Genomic DNA, 18,165 nt, shown 5'->3' with positions numbered 1-18,165 from the left:
AAAAGATAATCGGTCGTTACCGTTGAATAAGTTTCTCCACCAGAATTTGCAAGATAATCCCCTGTTTCAAGACTAAATGGTCCACCAGCATGGAATTTCTCGCGATTTTCTTCGGCAAATTTGAAGCCTTTTCCTTTAACGGTCTGAATATGAAGGACAACAGGATGATTGCTGTCTTTCACTTGTTTGAATAGATGCATCAAGGCTGTCAGATCATTGCCATCAGCAAGATAATAGTAGTCAAACCCTAATGACTTAAAGAAATTGTTTTCCACTTGACCATTCGTATCTCGCAATGCTCGTAAGTTATTGTAGAGACCTCCGTGGTTTTCCGCAATCGACTGGTCGTTATCATTTACAATCACGATAGTGTTTGTTCCAGTCTCCGCGATATTGTTCAATCCTTCATAAGCCAGACCACCAGATAATGAGCCGTCACCAATGACCGCAATTACGTTCCCTTCTTCATTTTTTAAGTCTCGTGCTTTGGCAACCCCATTTGCTAAAGACAATGACGTGGATGTATGCCCCACTGTAAACAAGTCATGGTCACTTTCTTTTGGATTGGTATAACCAGAGACATCGCTATAATGCGCTGGATCCCAGAAGGCTTGACCTCGCCCAGTCAGCATTTTATGAATATAGGTTTGGTGAGAAACATCAAAAATCATTTTATCTCTTGGAGAATCAAAGACAGCGTGTAAAGCAACTGTCATTTCGACAACGCCCAAATTCGGTCCGTTATGTCCTCCATGATGGCTGATTTTTTCTAATAACACGGTTCTTGCTTCCTCACTAACTTGTTGTAGTTCTGCAACGGATAACTTCTTTAAATCTGCTGGATCTGTAATTGATTTTAATAACATCAAAAAACTCCCTTCTCTGTTTGATAGTATACTGCTTCACCTTCACTTTAAGTCAAGAAACTTTTGAAACTTTTTCACGAAAGTAAGCAACAGACAGGTAGAACACATGAACACAAAAAAGCCCACCCTTCAACTTGTCATGGTGATCTGTTTTATCAGCAGAAAAGTTGAAGGAGAGACTCTTTCAAAAGCATTCGTTATGAAACACGATCGTTTTCCAGCGTTAAATGATGTAAGTCAAATCACTTGCAGGAGTTGGATAAGCAAAGATCAGCGCTTCAATTTCTTGGTGAGTGAGCTGTTTTTCCAGAATCAAGTAGCACAAATTAATCAATTCATCTGCGATACTTGAAAGACAGGTAATCGCAATGATTTGTCCCTCTTGATTGTAAACAAGTTTAAGCATCGCAACAGGATCGTTGATGCGACGGTACGTAAACCAATCGGCAAGGTTGATTGTTTCACTATGGATCTGCAGATTTTGAGCGAGCTGTTTTTCACTTTGACCGATCCGAGCCAATTTCAACCCACCAAAGACGATTGTAGGAATCAGGGGATACGTGATTGCAGAACGAGAACCTTTTTGGCTCATTGAAGCGACCGCATATTTTGCTTCAAAACTTGAAACAGGCGTCAGTTTAGGTTGTTCCTTATCCAATACATCTCCACAGGCAAAAACTCGTGGGTTCGATGTTTGTAAATAGTCATTGACTTTGATCCCGCGTTTGGAATAATCAACTCCTGCATTTTCTAAGTGTAAGGATTCAACATTTGGGATGCGTCCAGCAGCACTTACCACGTAATCGGTGTCCAGCTCAAAGCCTGTACCTTGCAGCGTGTATCCTTCATTGATTTGGCTGATGCTTTCAATCTCTACATTGAAATGAAAGGAAATTCCTTGCTTTTGTAATTGCTCAACAAAGGCATTCACCAATTCTTGATCAAATGCTTTCAGTGGTCTGTCGTTATGATGAATAATGTGTACCTCTGCTCCTGCTGCTTGAGCGATTGTCGCAAGTTCAAAAGCAACATACCCCGCTCCTAAAAAAGTGATTTTCGCGGGCATTTTTTCCATTGCAAGAAAATCGGTGCTTGTATGCAAATATTCTTGTCCTTTAATCGGGAGTAGCGCAGGTCGTTGTCCTGTAGCAATCAAGAACTGATCAGCTGAAACGATTTCTGAACCAATCCGCAGCGTTTGTTCATCGATAAATCCCGCTTCTCCTTCATAGGTCGTGATTCCAGTATCCACTAAGCCCTGCTTCGTCTGTGTGGGAACAGTGTCCGTGTAACTGCGCTTGAAAGCCATCAAAGTTTTCCAGTCAATACCCAGCTCTCCAGTGATCCCTTTTCCTGCTAAGTGAGCAGCCTTCGCCTTTGCTTCAACGGCACTCATTAAAATCTTCTTGGGGTCGCACCCGCGGTTGGGGCAAGTTCCTCCCCAGAGATCGGCTTCAACGATTGCGACAGTCTTCCCTTGCTCGCTGAAAGAATAAGCCGCAGCAGTTCCGGCTGGTCCACCACCCACAACGATTACATCATAGTTTTGCATCTTGCTCCTCCTGACTTAGAAAATGAAAGATATCTGTACGGCTAACTTCACCAATCGCTTGTCCTTGTTCTGTAACAACCAAATGTTCGTGGTTGGCCAAGACTTCATATACTTGTGAAAGAGGGACTTTCACATCGAGGGACATTCCCTCTTGTGTAGTTGATTGTTGGTAGTAACCAGAATCAATAATCGCTTGAAGACGTTGTTCTTGCTGTGCTCCTTGTGTTTCGTCAAAAAAGGCGCGAACGAAATCCGTTTTTGGCTCTGTCCGTATTTTTTCAGGCGTATCACATTGTACCAGTCTGCCTTCATTCATCACACCGATTCGATCTCCCAATTTTAAGGCTTCATTCATATTATGGGTAACAAAGACGATCGTATTGCCTAATTTATTATGCAAATCTAATACGAGATCCTGAAGATTGGTTCGAGAAATCGGATCAAGGGCGCTAAAAGGTTCATCCATCAAGATGATGTCCGGTTCTGCAGCCAACGCTCGCAAGATTCCGATCCGCTGACTTTGACCACCTGAAAGTTCAGCCGGCATCCGTTTTTTGAACGTCTCTGGTTCAAGTCCAACCTCAGTGAGTAGTTCATCGACACGTTGATTGCGACGATTTTTATCCCAACCGAGCATTTCTGGAATGATTTCAATATTCTCCTTGACGGACATCGTTGGAAATAAAGCAATTTGCTGCAACACGTAACCAATTTTCCAACGTAACTTTTGGAGTTGATAGTCTTTCACTCGTTTTTGTTTGAAGTAAACATTGCCTTCCGTCGGTTCGATCAGCCCATTGATCATTTTAAGGGAGGTTGTTTTTCCGCTTCCTGAGGGACCTACTAAGACAAAGATTTCTCCTTGATGAATGGAGAGATCCAATTCTTTTAATACGACTTGTCCCTCAAATTCTTTGACAACTTGTTTAAATTCGATAATTGGTTCCATTTAGTTTCCCTCCCCAATAATCTTTTCTTTTTTTAGAAATTCACGAGCAACATCTGCCGGTTGTTTTCCTTCCACATTCACTTGATAGTTCATGTCAATCATCTGGTCCTCTGTGATTTTTCCTGATAGTTTTTTCAATGCTTTGACGACTTGCGGATGTTCTGCAGCAAATTCATCTTTCATCAATGCGGCTCCTTGATAAGGTGGAAAGAGCTGTCGATCATCTTCTAAAACGACGAGATTGTATTGTTTGATCTCACTATCTGTCGAATAAGCATCGATCACATCGACATCCTTGCTTTGAATCGCTTGATAGCGCAGTGCCGGTTCCATACTTTGGACAGAATCAAAAGTCAGCCCGTACTGTTTTTGGATCCCGCGATAGCCATCTTCCCGATCAATAAACTCTAAAGTAAAACCAGCCCGAAGCTCTGACTCATGAGCAACTAATTCAGAAATCTTCGTTATACCCAACTCTTCTGCTTGTTCACGACGCATGGCTAAAGCATAGGTGTTTTCGTAGGTCATCGGCTCTAACAGGCGCATATTAAACTGGTCACTAAGCAGTTTTGTTGCTTCTTGATAAGTTGATTCTGGAGAACCATCTATTTGGGTATTTTCTGGGACTTTGACTAGACTTTCTAATACTGTTCCCGTAAACTCGGGATAAATATCAATCTGGTCATTTTCAAGGGCGCTAAATAAGAAACTTGTTTTACCAAAGTTTGGTTTGATCTCGACGGTTAAACTAGGATCTTCTTCTTCGATCACTGCTTGATACATATTGATAAGGATATCTGGTTCTGAACCGAGTTTACCAGCAATCGTTACCGTTTTATTTGAAATAGGATTATACTGTGCGAAAAGAATTCCGCCGATTCCAAGAAAGATAACACCTAAAGAGATCAGTGTGGTTTTCATACTGCGGTTTTGTAAAAAACGAATCAGTCCACTGAATAAGATTGCTAATAGAGCCGAACTAACCGCCCCTATGAGTGTCAAACTCGGATCATTACGGTCGATCCCTAACAAAATAAAGGTTCCCAATCCACCAGCACCAATCAATGCTGCCAACGTGGCCGTTCCAATGATCAACACCAATGCTGTACGTACCCCAGAAATGATGACAGGCATTGCAATAGGTAACTCAACTTTGAAGAGTTTTCGCAAGCGAGACATACCAAATGCATCCGCCGCTTCTTCAATCGACGGATCGATTTCGGAAAGCCCAATATACGTGTTTTGAAAAATGGGCAGTAACGCATAAACTACCAATGCTATTAGAGCGGGAACGGTGCCAATACCAACAAAAGGAATCAATAATCCCAATAATGCCAATGATGGAATTGTTTGTAGAATACTTGTGATCTGTAAAACAAATTCTGCCATTCGTTTCTTTTGGCTCAACAAAATTGCTAATGGAATAGCAATTAAAATGGCTAAAATCAACGCACTCAGCGAAATGGCCAAGTGTTGAAAGATTGCCCGCAGCAACTCCTCCTTTCGCTCGCTAAACGTTTGAATGATTTCGTTCATATATTCCATCCTCCACTATTCTAGTCTGCCTTAAGTATAGCTGAATGCCCAAACGCAACAAAAAGATACGCTCAGCAGGATTGGGAGAAAAGTTGGCCTTTCGCATCTAAATAGGATCCATTATTTCCTGACATTCTGTTACAATAAGTCTAAAAGAATGAGGTGCTTCTATGCCATTACTGGTTTTGATTGGTGCTCAGGCTGTTGGAAAAATGACTGTCGGTCGCGAACTTTAAAAAAGAATTGATGGTAAATTACTATTTAATCATCAAACTATTGATTTATTTGCCAATTATCTTGGGTATACGCCTGCGGCATTTAAGTTGTCTGATTCCACTAGGATCGAACTTTTCAAAGCATTTGTGGCTGGTGAACAGAATACAGTTAAGACAATCATATTTACTGTTTTAGTGGGATTTGATCAGAAAGAAGATATTGCTTTTTTACACAAAATTTGTGAGATCTTTTTAAGCGCTGGACAACCGGTTTATTTTGTTGAACTTGTTGCGCAATTAGAGGAGCGCATCGCACGTAACCGTCAGGAAGCACGTTTAAAAGCGAAGCCGTCAAAACGGGATCTTGCTTTTTCGCATCAAGAACTTCTTACTTTTAATGAAAAATACCGTTTGGAAAGCCATTCGACGGAATTGGCATCCCTTTTTCCAAAAGTAAAAACGATGAAAATCGATAATACTGAGTTGTCACCCGAAATGGTCAGCCAGAAAATTATTGCTAACTTCCAACTTGAATGAAAGATAAGAAGGACACTAATCTTAGGAAAGCAGATTAGTGTCCTTCTTTATTCTTATTTTAGTCAAACATCCGATGTCGCTGTGAAAAAACCATCAGCAAAAGAAAAGACTTCCCCAAGCACTTCTATTACTGATGGTTATTAAAATTCACGTTGCCTTTTTATGATAAGCGACGTGTATTGACACTACCAAATCTATTTTTTCATTCCTTCATGAATATTATGACTATCGTATAAAAATGAATAATCAGCTGATTCGAGTTTCCTTCTATAAAATCATCTTTCTACCTGATATCCTATCACTTAGGGAAAAAATAGTATAATCACTTTTTGCACTGGAACATGAAAAAAAGAAATTAAAGACTTTACCACTTTTTTATTCTCAGTACTTGAAAAGCTACTCCATCTAACTGATCAATCAATCATACTAACTCCTGTCACCGGTACAAGCATTTCTAAGTTGATTGACCATGATCATGGTCAATCAAGTCTGTCAATCCGCATATATCTATATTAGTACTACTGATTATTTATCTTTTTATAGAGACTTATAGCCCTTTCAATGCTGCGCTGCTTATTTGGCGATTGAAACGTTATGTGATTTTTTTAGTTGAACATAAGCAATATTCAAAATAAAGCCGACGACTGCCAAAGCAATTGCTGTATAGAATGCATTTGTAAAATCTCCATTGTTGCTGGCAGCCATTCCTGCTGCTACTCGTGGTCCAAAGAAAGCAGCTGTAGAATAACCAACAAAGACGATTCCATAGTTAACTCCTTGGTTAGCTGGTCCGTAATTTTCCATTACGATCGATGGGAAAACCCCCATCACTCCGCCAAAGCAGAGTCCTAGCCCAATGATTCCCACTGCAAAGATCATCGCTGCACTTGAAAGTGTCAAAACGAGTAAAGATAACGCTACGACACCGTAAATGATCATCAATGTATTGGAACGCCCAATCTTATCAGAAACTGTTCCCCAAATCACTCGACCTAAGCAATTGCTAAAAGAATATAGACTAACATAAAAAGCGGCTGTTGTAGCTGTTAATCCGAACATTTCCTGCCCAATCACAGCAGCATTGGAAGCAATCATCAAACCAGAAAATGCCCCAACACCGAGCATCAAGATAATCAAATAAAAAGCAGGTGTTTTCATCATCTCTTGCCAGGAATAATTTGCTGCGGTTCCTTTAACCGCAGAAGTTTGTGGGACCCATCCTGCTGGACGATAATCTGCAGGGGCTTTTTTGATAAAGAAACTTGCCATTACAACGACGATCATATAAGCGATACCGATAAAACGAAAAGCAGTCAACACATCTCTTGATTCAATAATTGCATTCGCGATCGGTGCGGCGATGATGGCTGCACCGCCCATACCTGCAGTGATCAATCCTGAAGCAAGTCCACGTTTGTCTGGGAATAAACGAATCGTATTACTTAAGCAAGCAGAATAAGCAAATCCTTGACCAAGACCTGAAAGCACACCATAAGTTAGATAGAGCATCCCAGGTGATTCCACAAATCCAGTTAAGAAGAAACCTAGCGCAAATAATAAACCACCAAAAGTAATCGTCCATTTTGCCAATCCACGGTCGGTCAAGAATCCTCCTAAAATCATTGTGATAGGTCCGACAGCAGCATTGATTGTAAATGCCAGCATGATTTCTTCCATTGTCCAATTTTTTAGTTGACTAAGCGGTCCAGCGAAAACGCTAAATGCATAAACGGCACCTGTACATAACAGAACAGCAGTTGAAGCAATCAAGACTAGCCAACGGTTGAGTTTTGTTTCCATGTTTTACCCCCAAAAAATAGTTTTGTTTAAATAAATTGAATGAATACACCTCATGTTACTTATTTCACATAACGTTTTGAAAGAAAATGTGCAGTGCGATTCTCTGCACATTTCTTTTAACCTATTAAAAATTTTCTGCAACTGCTGTCTTACCAGCGATCCGTCCAAAGGTAAAGATATCAGTCAATGAGTTACCACCAAGGCGATTTCCTGCATGGATTCCTCCTGCTACTTCACCAGCTGCATATAGACCTTTGATCACTTGATTTTCTTTTGATAACACATGGGTTTGTGTATCGATCTTTAACCCCCCCATGGTGTGATGTACTGCCGGTTTTCTTGGAGTTGCATAAAATGGAGCAGTCGTTACTTTAAGATCAAACACATCTTTGCCAAATTCAGGATCTTTTCCTGCATCGACATAGGCGTTGTATGCAGTGATCGTTTCTTTCAAGATGGTTGGATCAACATTAATTTGTTCTGCTAATTCTTCAAGGGTATCGGCGCGGAATAATGTTCCGTTAGCTACTTGTTTGTCGATTTTTTCTTGGGACGTATTGTACGCTGTTTTCTTGATTTCTTCATCAGCAATCAAATAGAATAGGCCACCATTATCGATTGCTGCTTGTGTCAATACATCACGGCTTTCATATTCATTGACGAAACGTTTGCCTTCTTGATTGACCATCACAAAGTTTGCGGGAGGTACTTGCAGACCGCTGAATAATGCTCCCGTATTCGGATCAGATACCGGCATCATTTGTGAGAAGCCCATTCCAACTAGATCCGCACCGGCACTTTCCCCTAGTTTGATACCATCCCCTGTGATTGCCGGCGAATTGGAAGTTTTGATGTCATCTTCGATTTCAGTCCAATACGTGTTGTACTGCTTCAGCATTTGTGTATTCGCACCGAAGCCACCAGAAGCTAAGATAACTGCTTTGGCATGGATCGTTACTTTTTGTCCATTGCGACCTTCCCCAATGATCCCTACGACTTGTCCCTCTTCGATGATCAATTCTTTGACTGGTGTGTCAGTAAGAATTTTTCCACCATTTTCATTGACGAAATTGTGTAGGGCAGAAACAAAAGCGTACCCTTCATTTTTCAATGGTTTATGGCCTCGGCGCCATTTTGCTCCAACCGGCATATCGACATGTTTGTAATCAAATTCAACGCCGATTTCTTCTAGCCATTTCACAGACTCTAGTGCACGATCAGTTAGGATTTTTACTAAGTCATATTGACCGTAAATCACATTTCCTTCTAAGTCGGTCCGTTTGCCGCCTAAATAAGTTTGGATACGATGCCAGATGGCAGAGTCAAATAAGAATTCTTTTTCTGGAGTCGTTGCTTGTAAATACGTTGTGATTTGTTCTTTCAACAATCGAAAATCAGCCAAGTATTCTGCATCAATGGTTGCTTCATCTACGGCAATGATTTCTTCTAGCGCAGCCCGTTCACCTGGAAGCGCAGCAAATGTTTTTTGCCAATCCGGATCTGCGGCATTCATTGGTCCACCCGTGCGAACGGTATTCCCACCGATGGCTGGGTATTTTTCAACTAAAATCACCTCTTTGCCTTCTTGGAGGATACTTGCTGCGGCACTCAATCCTGCCCCACCACCACCGACAACGATGATATCCGTGGTGTAAGTTTCATCTTCCGTTTTTAGCGCACTGGCTGCCTTAGGACGTTTTCTTAAAACATCTGGGTTTGCACCAGCCATTTTCACTGCTTTCGCGACACCATCAACGACACCGTTACTGGTAACGGAAGCACCTGAGATCGCATCGACGTTCAATGTTTGGCCTTCAATGATTTCTTGTGGAACACGCGCAAAGACTACATCTGCGATTCCTTCCGATTCACCGGAAGTATCGATATTGATTGCTTCGATCCGTTCTTCACTTAATGTAACCACCATTGGTAAATCACCATTGTGTCCTGGTGCCGTGACAGTATAATCCCCAGGCTGATAAACTACTTCTTCGGGAACATTCAAGATATTAGCAACTTCTGTAAAGCGAATGAATTTTCTGAAACAGCTTTCCAAAAAGTCAACAGTCCGTTGATCTTTCAGCTGCCCATTTTCATCGAATGCTTGATGCGCACGACCTAAAAGAAATTCATTACCAGGCATAACCGTTGCATTGACACCAGGTGCATCAAGAATTTGACGCAAGTGTAGTTGTGCCCGTGAAGAACCTTGGACGTCATAAGAAGCACCCACGATCATCACTGGTTTGCCATCAAACGGGTGTAGATTGAAGGACAACCACTCTAAGACACTTTTTAGTGCGGATGGAATGGAATGATTGTGTTCTGGTGTCGCGATAATCACGCCATCGGCAGCCAAAATTTTCTGATTTAATGTTTGAATGACTTCACTATTGGTTTGATCCTCTGTTTCATTGAACATAGGAACTTGATCAATTTCTAAAATTTCGATTTCTGCTAAATCGGCAAATGCTTGTTGCATATATGTCACCAGTTGGCGATTAGTCGATTTCTTTGCATTTGTACCGATCATACCGACAAATTTCATGGACATTTCCTCTCTTTCTTATACCTGTTCCCAAGAAAATTTCTTTGAGCGCTCTTTGGCAGTCGAATATTCACTGACGAGACGATTCGTGATTTCCACGAATAATTTGAATTCATTGAAGCAGTCTTCTAATTCAGCGACTTTTTCCTCATCTTTTAAGCATCCTTCTTCATCAAAGGCTTGCATCGAATGACCGAGTAAAAATTCGGCACTAGGCATGATTCGTGCTTTGACTTCCGGTGCATCAAGAATTTGGCGAAGGTGTGCTTGCGCTCGGGAAGAACCTAAAGCACCAAGTGAGGCACCAGTGATCATCACTGGTTTGTCGATCAAGGGACGGGTCGCATAAGAAAGCCATTCAATCATGCTTTTTAGTACTGCTGGAATGGAATGATCGTATTCAGGTGTACTGATAATCACGCCATCAGCAGCCTCGATTTTTTCTGCTAATTCTCGAACTGCTTCAGGTGCTGTTCTGTCTTCTGGTTCATTGAATGCTGGCAGATCTTTGATTTCGCAAAGCTCGATTTCTGCCTGATCTTTGAAATGGGTTTGGATAAATTGCAATAACTGGCGATTGGTCGAACGTGCAGAGTTAGTGCCAACGATTCCGATCAGTTTCATACTCATCTCTCCTAAATGTGATAAATTTAACAATTGATTCGATTATAACTCGCTTTTAGATCAATTGTTTCAAAAGTTAATCGTACAAATAGTCGTCTTAGAAAGATAAAAATGGTCAAACTCAGCTTAAATCTCTCTGATTTCATTCCGATAGAAGGATCTGAAGGACAATTTATTTGTTCCAATTAAGTACTTCTACAGTTTAGTCTGACCATTCACATTTGTGAAATATTTATTTAATTATATTATGATAACTTTTTTGTTATAATAGACATATTTCTACGGAAGGAGCAACTTCTATGTCTCTTAAAGATTCCCATTTGATGCTGCAGTACATCGACACATTACTAAAGTACAATAACTATACCAAAGCAGCGAAAGACCTATTTATTTCTCAGCCTTATCTTACGCAAGCCATCAAAAAAGTCGAACAAGAGTTGGGAACGGCCATCATTATTCGTCAGTCAGGTGTTTTGCATTTGACTGAAGCCGGTAAAATCTATTATCAATACCTTGAAACATTGGAAACCGCTTCCGCGAAATTTCGTCATCGGTTACTGCGCTACACATCACCAGAAACCAAAACATTGCGATTGGGTATCTTGCCCAGTCTGGGCTCGTTCTTGCTCCCACTTTTTTTACCTGACTATTTGGCAGAACACCAGGATGTGACCGTTTTTTTGCGTGAAGATTTGCCAAAGCACAATGAGAAACGTTTATTAAGTAATCAATTGGATTTTTTTGTTGGCCAGAACCCGGAGACTATTTCACCTAATTTGACGACTTACGCCACAAAGAGTGAAAATTATTTTGCGATCATCCCCCCTATTTCGCCTTTGTATCAAGCAAACAAAAAATTTCTCTCTCAAGACAGTGTTTCAATGAAAGAACTGTTACAAAGCCCGTTGATATTGACGACAAGCGGCTCCGCGATTCGTCGGCAAATTGATCAATTATTGAAAAAGTACAAAGTTGAACCAACCATTCTCGTAGAAAGCAGCAATATTTATACTGCAGCAGCACTTGCTGAAAACAATCTCGGGTTGGCCATCGTTCCTGAAAGTGTCTTGCAAGCAGCGACAATGACGCCTTTCAACCTTTATCCGATACCTGAAGAAATGCTAACATTAAATTATTTTATCGCTCATCAAGCAGAGCGTCCGTTATCGATAGCTGATCAAAACTTGATTCGCTATTTTCTAGAAAAAGTATGATCGCTAAAACCGCCATCAAAAGTCAAAAAAACATACTCAAAGAAGAAAGAGTCAGAAGTAATGGTATGTCAAACGAGCTAAACAGATTAAGCAGGCACTTTAAGATCGTGCAATTGCCAGGGGGCGCAGTCGTTCTGCTATCTTGTTTCACCAGTTTAAATACTTCATTTACCAGACTCTGAAAGCTGCTTTGTCAAGGCAGTTTCGTCTCTATCTTTGAGTATGTTTCAATTAGACTTTTTGATTCGTTTCAGGTAACTCAATCAGTGGTTGTAGCGTAGAGGGATAAAGCAATTGGCCTTGTCGGGTTACGATTAATCCAGTGATGCCATCGAGTTGGCTGAGTTGTTTCATGATTTCTTCAGGTTTTTTACCAAAGAGACGTGTGGTCCAAATTTCGCCATCCACTGAACGATCGGAAATAATCGTGATACTTGCTAACGCTGATTCTATCGGATAACCGGTTTTACGATTGAAAATATGATGATAGGTCTTACCGTCGACGGTGTGGGAACGTTCATAGATCCCTGAGGTTACGATAGAACGATCGCGGATTTTTAAGGCTGCCACGAAATTTCCTCTTGGCAAAAAAGGATTCTGAATTCCGATACGCCATAAGTGATCCGCATGATTTGGTGTTTCACCAAAGGTAACAACATTCCCGCCCAGATCAATCAAAGCGGCACTGACACCAGATTGCTTAAAAAAATCTGCCAGCTGATCTGCGAAATAGCCTTTGGCCACAGCACCTAGGTCTATTGACATACCGGCAGCTAAGGCAACGCTCTGCTGTTGGTTATCCAATTCGATTCGTTGAGGATCGGTCACCTGTAGTAATTCCGTCACTTTTTCGGCAGTCGGCACTTTGGCATCTGAGAAACCAATACGCCACTCCTGAATCAGGGGTCCCATCGCGATGTTCAAGAAACTATCCTCTGGCAAGCTGTGCTCTTTTGCTAAGGCGATCAAAGCAAACAAGTCTTTGGCTACTTTGGTCGGCTGAATTCCGGCGTTTTGATTGACTTTCATCAGATCTGAAGCAGGATCATTGGCACTAAACCGTTTTTCAAACGCTCTGATTTGTTGGACTGCTGCTTCCAAAATTGGTGTGGGATCTTCATGTTGGATCCAAAGCTGAATGATCGTTCCCATCGCTTTGACTTGTCTTTTTCCTTCTTGCATCCGTTCGTTTCGCCCCTAGTTTTTTTTGTTCATCATAGCAGTTTTTCAGAAAAAATTGAATGCCTTTAGCAAATAAATGCAACTATAAGAAAGTCGCGGACAGGCTTTAAAACATTAAATCACCCGGTTCAATGAAATCATTTCGATCAATCCTTGCGCCGCTTCTGAACCTTTATTGCCCGCTTTGGTTCCGGCCCGCTCGATGGCTTGTTCGATAGTTTCTGTAGTTAGAACGCCAAACATGACTGGAATGTCTGCCGCTAATCCAACTTGGGCCACGCCTTTCGCGACTTCATTGCTAACAAGCTCATAATGGGTAGTCGCACCGCGGATAACTGCACCCAGTGTGATCAAGCCATCGTATTGCTTCACGTTGACTAATTTTTTTGTTATATAGGGAATTTCAAAGGCACCGGGTACCCAGTAAACATCAATGTCTTCTTCTTTTACTCCATGCCGTATCAAATTGTCTTGGGCGCCACTCAAAAGTTTCACCGTAATAAACTCGTTAAAACGCGCAACCACGATCCCTACTTTCATTCCTTGTCCGTCAAATGTTCCTTCAAATTGTGTCATGTTGTGCTCTCCTTCTTTCTCAAAGTGATAATAAATGATGGAATTTTTCTTTTTTTGTTTGAAGATAACGATTATTTTCTGCAACTGGAGTTATTTCTAACGGAATTCTTTCAGCAACATGAATGCCATGAGCTTCTAACTCGGTGATTTTTTCTGGATTATTTGTCAGCAAGCGAATCGTATCGATGCCAAGAGACTTCAGAATAATCGCCGCAAAACCATAATCCCGTTCATCTGGACGAAAACCTAATTCAACATTGGCTTCATACGTATCCAAGCCTTTTTCCTGTAATTGATACGCCTGCAGTTTCTGTTTCAAGCCGATACCTCGGCCTTCCTGACGCAAATACAAGATGGCTCCGGTACCTTCTTTTTCGATTTGACGCATGGCTTCATGTAGTTGTTCCCCGCAATCGCACCGCTGGGATCCGAAAACATCTCCGGTCAAGCATTCTGAGTGAAGACGAACCAATAATGGTTTTGCGGGATTAGTCAAATCCCCTTTTGCTAATACTAAGTGTTCAAGATGATGCTGATCTTCAAATAAGGTTAAATCGAAGGATCCAAATGCGGTTGGCAATTGAACGGTTAACTGACTTGTTGCCATATAAGTCGCTAACTCTTCGATAGTGATCATCGGCAGCTGCCATTTTTCCGCGAATTGAGCCAATTGTGGGCGGCGAGCCATCGTGCCATCCTCATTTAGAATCTCACAAATATAGGCCGCTTCACTTTGATTGGTCAATTTTGCTAAATCCAATGCAGCCTCGGTATGGCCCCTTCTTTCCAGCACCCCGCCTATTCTTCCGATCAACGGGAAAATATGACCTGGTTTTTGAAAGTCCTCTTCCTTAGTTTGAGGATTAGCCAATGCTCGGATCGTTCGCGCGCGTTCTTCAGCAGAAATTCCTGTTGTCGTTGAACGGTGATCGACACTTATAGTGAAGGCTGTTTTGAAAGTATCCGTATTTTGCGCGACCATTTCAGTTAGCTGCAAGCGGTCAGCTAGTTGAGCTGAGATAGGTGCGCAAATCAACCCTCGAGCAAATTTCGTCATAAAATTCACGCTTTCCATCGTAGCTAGATTAGCGATCCCAACAAGGTCTCCTTCCGCTTCCCGGTCGTCATCATCAGCAACAATAATTAATTGCCCATTTCTTAAATAGTCTAATGCTGTTTCGATTTTATTTTTACTCATAGGACATTTCCTTTCTTCCGCCACGGATCAGTTGATTGGCTTTGACATATTTTCCTAATAGATCTGTTTCAACATTCACTGCTTCACCGCGGTTAAGTCGCCCCAGATTGGTTTGATTTTTGGAATGAGGAATCAGTCCAACGGAGAAATAGCGCAGTGTGGTCTCGATAATCGTCAAACTAACCCCATTCAATGCGATAGAGCCCTGTGGAATGATCTCATTTCTCAGTTCGTCGGGATAAGCAAATGTCAGAATCAGCGCATTCTCCAACACACGCTTTTCTAGCAGCGTTGTCGTAGTATCTACATGACCTGCCACCAAGTGTCCTTCCAAGCGGCCGTTGAAAGCTAACGCTCGTTCCAAATTGACTTCGTCATTGATTTTTGCGGTCGAAAAGGTGGTTCGTTGATAAGTTTCCGGCATGATCTCGACAGTGAATTCTTGTTTGCCAGTCTTGATCGCTGTCAAACATACGCCATTGATCGCCATACTATCGCCAACCCGATAATCCGTTAACAATGCTTCAGAAGCATGACAAGTCAATGCAATGGTGCGACCACTAGGCACGATCCGTGTGATCTTACCCTTTTCTTGAATGAGTCCGGTAAACATTTTCCTGCCTCCTTCCAACGATCCTTAACTCTTCTCCGACCGGTTCAACAGTGACTTCCGTTAGCGCAAACATCTGATTCACTTCTCGAGAACTAGCAAAACTCGCTGTTCCATTGCCGCCGATAAGTTTTGGCGAAAGATAGGTGATAACTTGATCCCAATAACCATCCGCCAGAAAGGCATCATGAATGCTGCTTCCGCCTTCAACATAAACCGATTGAATCTTGCGTCGATACAATTCTTTCATGACAAACGAGAGAGTCAGTGAAGGCGTGGTAATGATATTCACGTGATTTGAGAAAACAGATTGGACTTTTTTCGTAGTAAAGACCAGTACAGGACTACTGGTATCCTCAAAAAGAGTTAGCTGCTGTTTCAAGGTTTCTCCTTTACGATCTAGGACCACTCGATAAGTCGGAAAGGCAGCCTCTGTCCGCAAAGTAGGATTATCGATTAAGGCAGTGCGGCTCCCTATCAAAATAGCCTGGTAGTCTGAACGTTCCTGACGAACCCGGCGCAATGCAGCTTCACCGGTTATCCTTGTTCGCTGACCAGCCAAAGCGATTTTTCCATCAAGTGTGGTTGCTTGCTTTAAAGCCACAAAAGGACGTTGCTCTTCGTGATACGTATTATAGTGGCGATTGATTTCACGTACCTCCTTTTCTAAAACACCGGTGATCACTGCTACTCCTTGTGATTCTAAAAACGCTTTGCCCTTGCCAGATACCAACGGATTGGGATCCAATTGACCAATTACCACTTTTTTGATGCCGCTTTGTAGAATAGCAGTTGTACAAGGTGGCTGTTTTCCGTAATGGTGGCAAGGCTCAAGGGTCACATAAATGGTTGAATCAATTAGTTTTTCGGGGGAACTACATGAATCGATGGCGTTCTTTTCCGCATGTGGCTGGCCATAAGCCATGTGGCTGCCTACAGCAACTATTTCCTCATCTTTCACAATGACAGCACCGACTAAAGGGTTCGTGAAGGTTTGTCCTTTGCCTTTTAGTGCTTCGGATATGGCGCGCTTCATATACGTTTCATGCATAAACATTCCTCCTTTCTTTAAATAAAAAGACCTCGTGCATAAGTACACGAGGTCTTGATTAAACAAACTCAAAGAAACGATGACAAAAAGAATAGACTCCTCCCGTCAATATTCTTGTAAGTTTTTCTTCTCCCATCCAGACTTTAACTGTCGGTTCCAGAGTTTCACTGGATCAACCGCACGAATGCGGGTCACGGACTTCAAGCATTGCTTGTCACCGTCGGTCGGGAATTACACCCTGCCCCGAAGAAACATATTCAATTCACGTTAGATACTACTATTTTTTAATTCAGGTGTCAAACCCCTCTTCTATCCTTTTTAAATAACAATTAAGGAAAATGTTTAAGTACAACATTCGCCGTTATCGGAGAAGACTTTAGAAAGTTTTTTAGGAATTAGCGACCTCCAAACAAACAATTAAATGAGGTTCCCTGGATAAATTATTTCTCTTTTTATATTTTATTTATTTCGATTGAATAACACGTTTTTCGAACAGATAAAAAAAGACTTTTAAAGAGTTTAAGAAACAATCTCTTTGAAAGTCTTGTGAATGGAATAAATATGTTATTTTGCTGTAGTGAAATAAAGTTTCTGACTCGTTAAGTTTTCCAAAGAAAGCAGAAAGAAACTGGCAGCTAATAAATTGGCACTTCCGCCGGGTGAAACATTTTGCTGTTGACAATAGTTGTTCAATGCTTCAAAAGCGGCGCTAGGAATGGGCTGTTTATTGGCTTGCTCCACAATGCCGTCAGAAGTACTAAAGTATTCTTTATCTAACAAGTTTTGATTTTGATAAATGTTTCCTACTACCTCTAATCGGTTTCTAGCACTCATCAACTCTGTATCATAAATATGCTTCCCTTTGATTCTATATGCACCGCTATCGATTCTGTATACTTGTACATAGCTGTGCCAGTAAGTATCACTGTAATTAACGGATGAACTTGTATGCAAAAGAACATCCCCCTCAAAAATCTCCACGCCGTTCTTGTCTTTCAAGCCAGTGGATTGCATGAGGAATGAATCAATTGCTGGAAAAGTATGATCTTCTGGATAATCTCCGCTTACATCAAGTATGTTTATACCGTCATCATCTAACTCAAAACAAACGCCTTCTGTACTTGGATAAATCATTCTGTCATTTTCTTTATCCCACGCTCTAAATTTTGGTACCATCTTATCCCTCCTGCTCCAAAGGCATTATTTCAATTTGTGTGAATGTATCCTTTTTTTCTTCGATTTCTTTCGCCAACTTCTTCGCAAGTTTTAAACTCTCGCAAACCTTTTTCAGTTGAACTCTCCCAGAAAATGGATTCTCAACATAAACTAAATACACAAAACTATTCTTAGACATCTTATCCCTCCTGTTTGCTATCGCTGACGATTGCGGAAATTTACTACTATCTTTTATTATTTACCGTCTTGCAATACTGTAAGGGTTGCTAACTTTCCTTAATGATATAATTTGATTATTAATTAAAAAGGAGTCTTTTTATGGACAAAGTAAAAGAAGTAGTTTCAGTAATACTAATATTTGCTTTGATATATTTTTTGTTGTGTCTCGTCGCATCGAGAGTGTAAAATATTTTGTGTAAATAGAAAAAAGGAAGTCCCTTCTGTAGAATAGAGTTACCACAACACATTCACAGAAGAGAGGACTTCCCTATGAACGATTTTACTACAGAAATTCTAAAGACTCTAGCGAAC

General features: G+C 41.2%; 15 protein-coding genes, 1 pseudogene and 1 riboswitch. Of the genes and pseudogenes, 2 read left to right on the top strand and 14 right to left on the bottom strand.

The window, feature by feature from the left end:
* The 4 genes from AB5Z52_RS11460 to AB5Z52_RS11445 form a co-directional block, all read right to left on the bottom strand.
* A partial coding sequence (locus tag AB5Z52_RS11460) for a 1-deoxy-D-xylulose-5-phosphate synthase N-terminal domain-containing protein (protein ID WP_368266919.1) occupies positions 1-866 on the bottom strand: 866 nt, incomplete at its 3' end.
* Positions 867-1,089: 223 nt separating this feature from the next.
* Entirely contained in the window at positions 1,090-2,418 is a 1,329-nt protein-coding gene (locus AB5Z52_RS11455; protein ID WP_003126543.1) for an NAD(P)/FAD-dependent oxidoreductase, read from the bottom strand.
* Positions 2,405-3,367, bottom strand: coding sequence for an ABC transporter ATP-binding protein (locus AB5Z52_RS11450; protein WP_003126542.1), 963 nt, complete (start codon positions 3,365-3,367; stop codon positions 2,405-2,407). The genes AB5Z52_RS11455 and AB5Z52_RS11450 overlap by 14 nt, the downstream gene beginning before the upstream one ends.
* Positions 3,368-4,903, bottom strand: coding sequence for an ABC transporter permease/substrate-binding protein (locus AB5Z52_RS11445; protein ID WP_005471534.1), 1,536 nt, complete (start codon positions 4,901-4,903; stop codon positions 3,368-3,370). It abuts the gene before it with no gap.
* Between the two features lie 170 nt (positions 4,904-5,073).
* Between AB5Z52_RS11445 and AB5Z52_RS11440 the strand changes: the two are divergent.
* Positions 5,074-5,655, top strand: a pseudogene (locus AB5Z52_RS11440) (hypothetical protein).
* Between the two features lie 573 nt (positions 5,656-6,228).
* On the opposite strand, the gene AB5Z52_RS11435 reads toward AB5Z52_RS11440, so the two are convergent.
* The 3 genes from AB5Z52_RS11435 to AB5Z52_RS11425 form a co-directional block, all read right to left on the bottom strand.
* On the bottom strand, positions 6,229-7,455 hold the full coding sequence (locus tag AB5Z52_RS11435) for an OFA family MFS transporter (protein ID WP_041120129.1): 1,227 nt from the start codon (positions 7,453-7,455) through the stop codon (positions 6,229-6,231).
* A 124-nt stretch (positions 7,456-7,579) separates the two neighbouring features.
* Positions 7,580-10,003, bottom strand: coding sequence for a flavocytochrome c (locus AB5Z52_RS11430; protein ID WP_005471521.1), 2,424 nt, complete (start codon positions 10,001-10,003; stop codon positions 7,580-7,582).
* A gap of 18 nt (positions 10,004-10,021) precedes the next feature.
* Positions 10,022-10,627, bottom strand: a complete 606-nt coding sequence (locus AB5Z52_RS11425) for an NADPH-dependent FMN reductase (protein WP_005471519.1) — start codon at positions 10,625-10,627, stop codon at positions 10,022-10,024.
* A gap of 299 nt (positions 10,628-10,926) precedes the next feature.
* On the opposite strand from AB5Z52_RS11425, the gene AB5Z52_RS11420 reads away from it, so the two are divergent.
* A complete protein-coding gene (locus AB5Z52_RS11420) occupies positions 10,927-11,841 on the top strand; it encodes a LysR family transcriptional regulator (RefSeq protein WP_041120131.1) in 915 nt (304 codons plus the stop codon).
* Positions 11,842-12,072: 231 nt separating this feature from the next.
* On the opposite strand, the gene AB5Z52_RS11415 is transcribed toward AB5Z52_RS11420, so the two are convergent.
* From AB5Z52_RS11415 to AB5Z52_RS11385, 7 genes are all read right to left on the bottom strand, one after another.
* Positions 12,073-13,023 carry an FAD:protein FMN transferase gene (locus AB5Z52_RS11415; RefSeq protein ID WP_003126534.1) on the bottom strand — a complete coding sequence of 317 codons (951 nt, stop codon included), beginning with the start codon at positions 13,021-13,023 and terminating at the stop codon, positions 12,073-12,075.
* Positions 13,024-13,137: 114 nt separating this feature from the next.
* Complete coding sequence (gene ribE, locus AB5Z52_RS11410) at positions 13,138-13,599, bottom strand: 6,7-dimethyl-8-ribityllumazine synthase (RefSeq protein WP_096711001.1); 462 nt, start codon at positions 13,597-13,599, stop codon at positions 13,138-13,140.
* Between the two features lie 19 nt (positions 13,600-13,618).
* Positions 13,619-14,797 (bottom strand): bifunctional 3,4-dihydroxy-2-butanone-4-phosphate synthase/GTP cyclohydrolase II, encoded by a 1,179-nt coding sequence (locus tag AB5Z52_RS11405; RefSeq protein ID WP_005471510.1) that lies wholly within the window; start codon positions 14,795-14,797, stop codon positions 13,619-13,621.
* Positions 14,790-15,410, bottom strand: a complete 621-nt coding sequence (locus AB5Z52_RS11400) for a riboflavin synthase (RefSeq protein ID WP_021149731.1) — start codon at positions 15,408-15,410, stop codon at positions 14,790-14,792. The genes AB5Z52_RS11405 and AB5Z52_RS11400 overlap by 8 nt, the downstream gene beginning before the upstream one ends.
* Positions 15,379-16,458, bottom strand: a complete 1,080-nt coding sequence (gene ribD / locus AB5Z52_RS11395; RefSeq protein ID WP_005471507.1) for a bifunctional diaminohydroxyphosphoribosylaminopyrimidine deaminase/5-amino-6-(5-phosphoribosylamino)uracil reductase RibD — start codon at positions 16,456-16,458, stop codon at positions 15,379-15,381. The genes AB5Z52_RS11400 and ribD overlap by 32 nt, the downstream gene beginning before the upstream one ends.
* Before the next feature lie 120 nt (positions 16,459-16,578).
* Positions 16,579-16,713: riboswitch (FMN riboswitch) on the bottom strand.
* A 309-nt stretch (positions 16,714-17,022) separates the two neighbouring features.
* Entirely contained in the window at positions 17,023-17,634 is a 612-nt protein-coding gene (locus AB5Z52_RS11390) for a YopX family protein (protein ID WP_081132035.1), read from the bottom strand.
* 1 nt (position 17,635) lies between these two features.
* Positions 17,636-17,812: a hypothetical protein gene (locus AB5Z52_RS11385; RefSeq protein WP_003126528.1), complete on the bottom strand. Its 177-nt coding sequence runs from the start codon at positions 17,810-17,812 to the stop codon at positions 17,636-17,638.
* Between the last annotated feature and the right edge of the window lie 353 nt (positions 17,813-18,165).

Origin of the sequence: Enterococcus sp. RTP21361st1_A6_RTP21361_211029 (assembly GCF_040910045.1) — a bacterium.
Classification (GTDB): domain Bacteria; phylum Bacillota; class Bacilli; order Lactobacillales; family Enterococcaceae; genus Enterococcus_D; species Enterococcus_D gallinarum.
This window is presented reverse-complemented; position numbering and strand designations above follow the sequence as displayed.

Excerpts from the sequence above, each read along its gene's own strand:
- ribE (WP_096711001.1), bottom strand. The coding sequence starts at position 13,599 with ATGACACAATTTGAAGGAACATTTGACGGACAAGGAATGAAAGTAGGG.
- AB5Z52_RS11450 (WP_003126542.1), bottom strand. The coding sequence starts at position 3,367 with ATGGAACCAATTATCGAATTTAAACAAGTTGTCAAAGAATTTGAGGGA.
- AB5Z52_RS11425 (WP_005471519.1), bottom strand. The coding sequence starts at position 10,627 with ATGAAACTGATCGGAATCGTTGGCACTAACTCTGCACGTTCGACCAAT.
- AB5Z52_RS11385 (WP_003126528.1), bottom strand. The coding sequence starts at position 17,812 with ATGTCTAAGAATAGTTTTGTGTATTTAGTTTATGTTGAGAATCCATTT.
- AB5Z52_RS11435 (WP_041120129.1), bottom strand. The coding sequence starts at position 7,455 with ATGGAAACAAAACTCAACCGTTGGCTAGTCTTGATTGCTTCAACTGCT.
- AB5Z52_RS11445 (WP_005471534.1), bottom strand. The coding sequence starts at position 4,903 with ATGAACGAAATCATTCAAACGTTTAGCGAGCGAAAGGAGGAGTTGCTG.
- AB5Z52_RS11415 (WP_003126534.1), bottom strand. The coding sequence starts at position 13,023 with ATGCAAGAAGGAAAAAGACAAGTCAAAGCGATGGGAACGATCATTCAG.
- AB5Z52_RS11455 (WP_003126543.1), bottom strand. The coding sequence starts at position 2,418 with ATGCAAAACTATGATGTAATCGTTGTGGGTGGTGGACCAGCCGGAACT.
- AB5Z52_RS11430 (WP_005471521.1), bottom strand. The coding sequence starts at position 10,003 with ATGAAATTTGTCGGTATGATCGGTACAAATGCAAAGAAATCGACTAAT.
- AB5Z52_RS11405 (WP_005471510.1), bottom strand. The coding sequence starts at position 14,797 with ATGAGTAAAAATAAAATCGAAACAGCATTAGACTATTTAAGAAATGGG.
- ribD (WP_005471507.1), bottom strand. The coding sequence starts at position 16,458 with ATGCATGAAACGTATATGAAGCGCGCCATATCCGAAGCACTAAAAGGC.
- AB5Z52_RS11420 (WP_041120131.1), top strand. The coding sequence starts at position 10,927 with ATGTCTCTTAAAGATTCCCATTTGATGCTGCAGTACATCGACACATTA.
- AB5Z52_RS11390 (WP_081132035.1), bottom strand. The coding sequence starts at position 17,634 with ATGGTACCAAAATTTAGAGCGTGGGATAAAGAAAATGACAGAATGATT.
- AB5Z52_RS11400 (WP_021149731.1), bottom strand. The coding sequence starts at position 15,410 with ATGTTTACCGGACTCATTCAAGAAAAGGGTAAGATCACACGGATCGTG.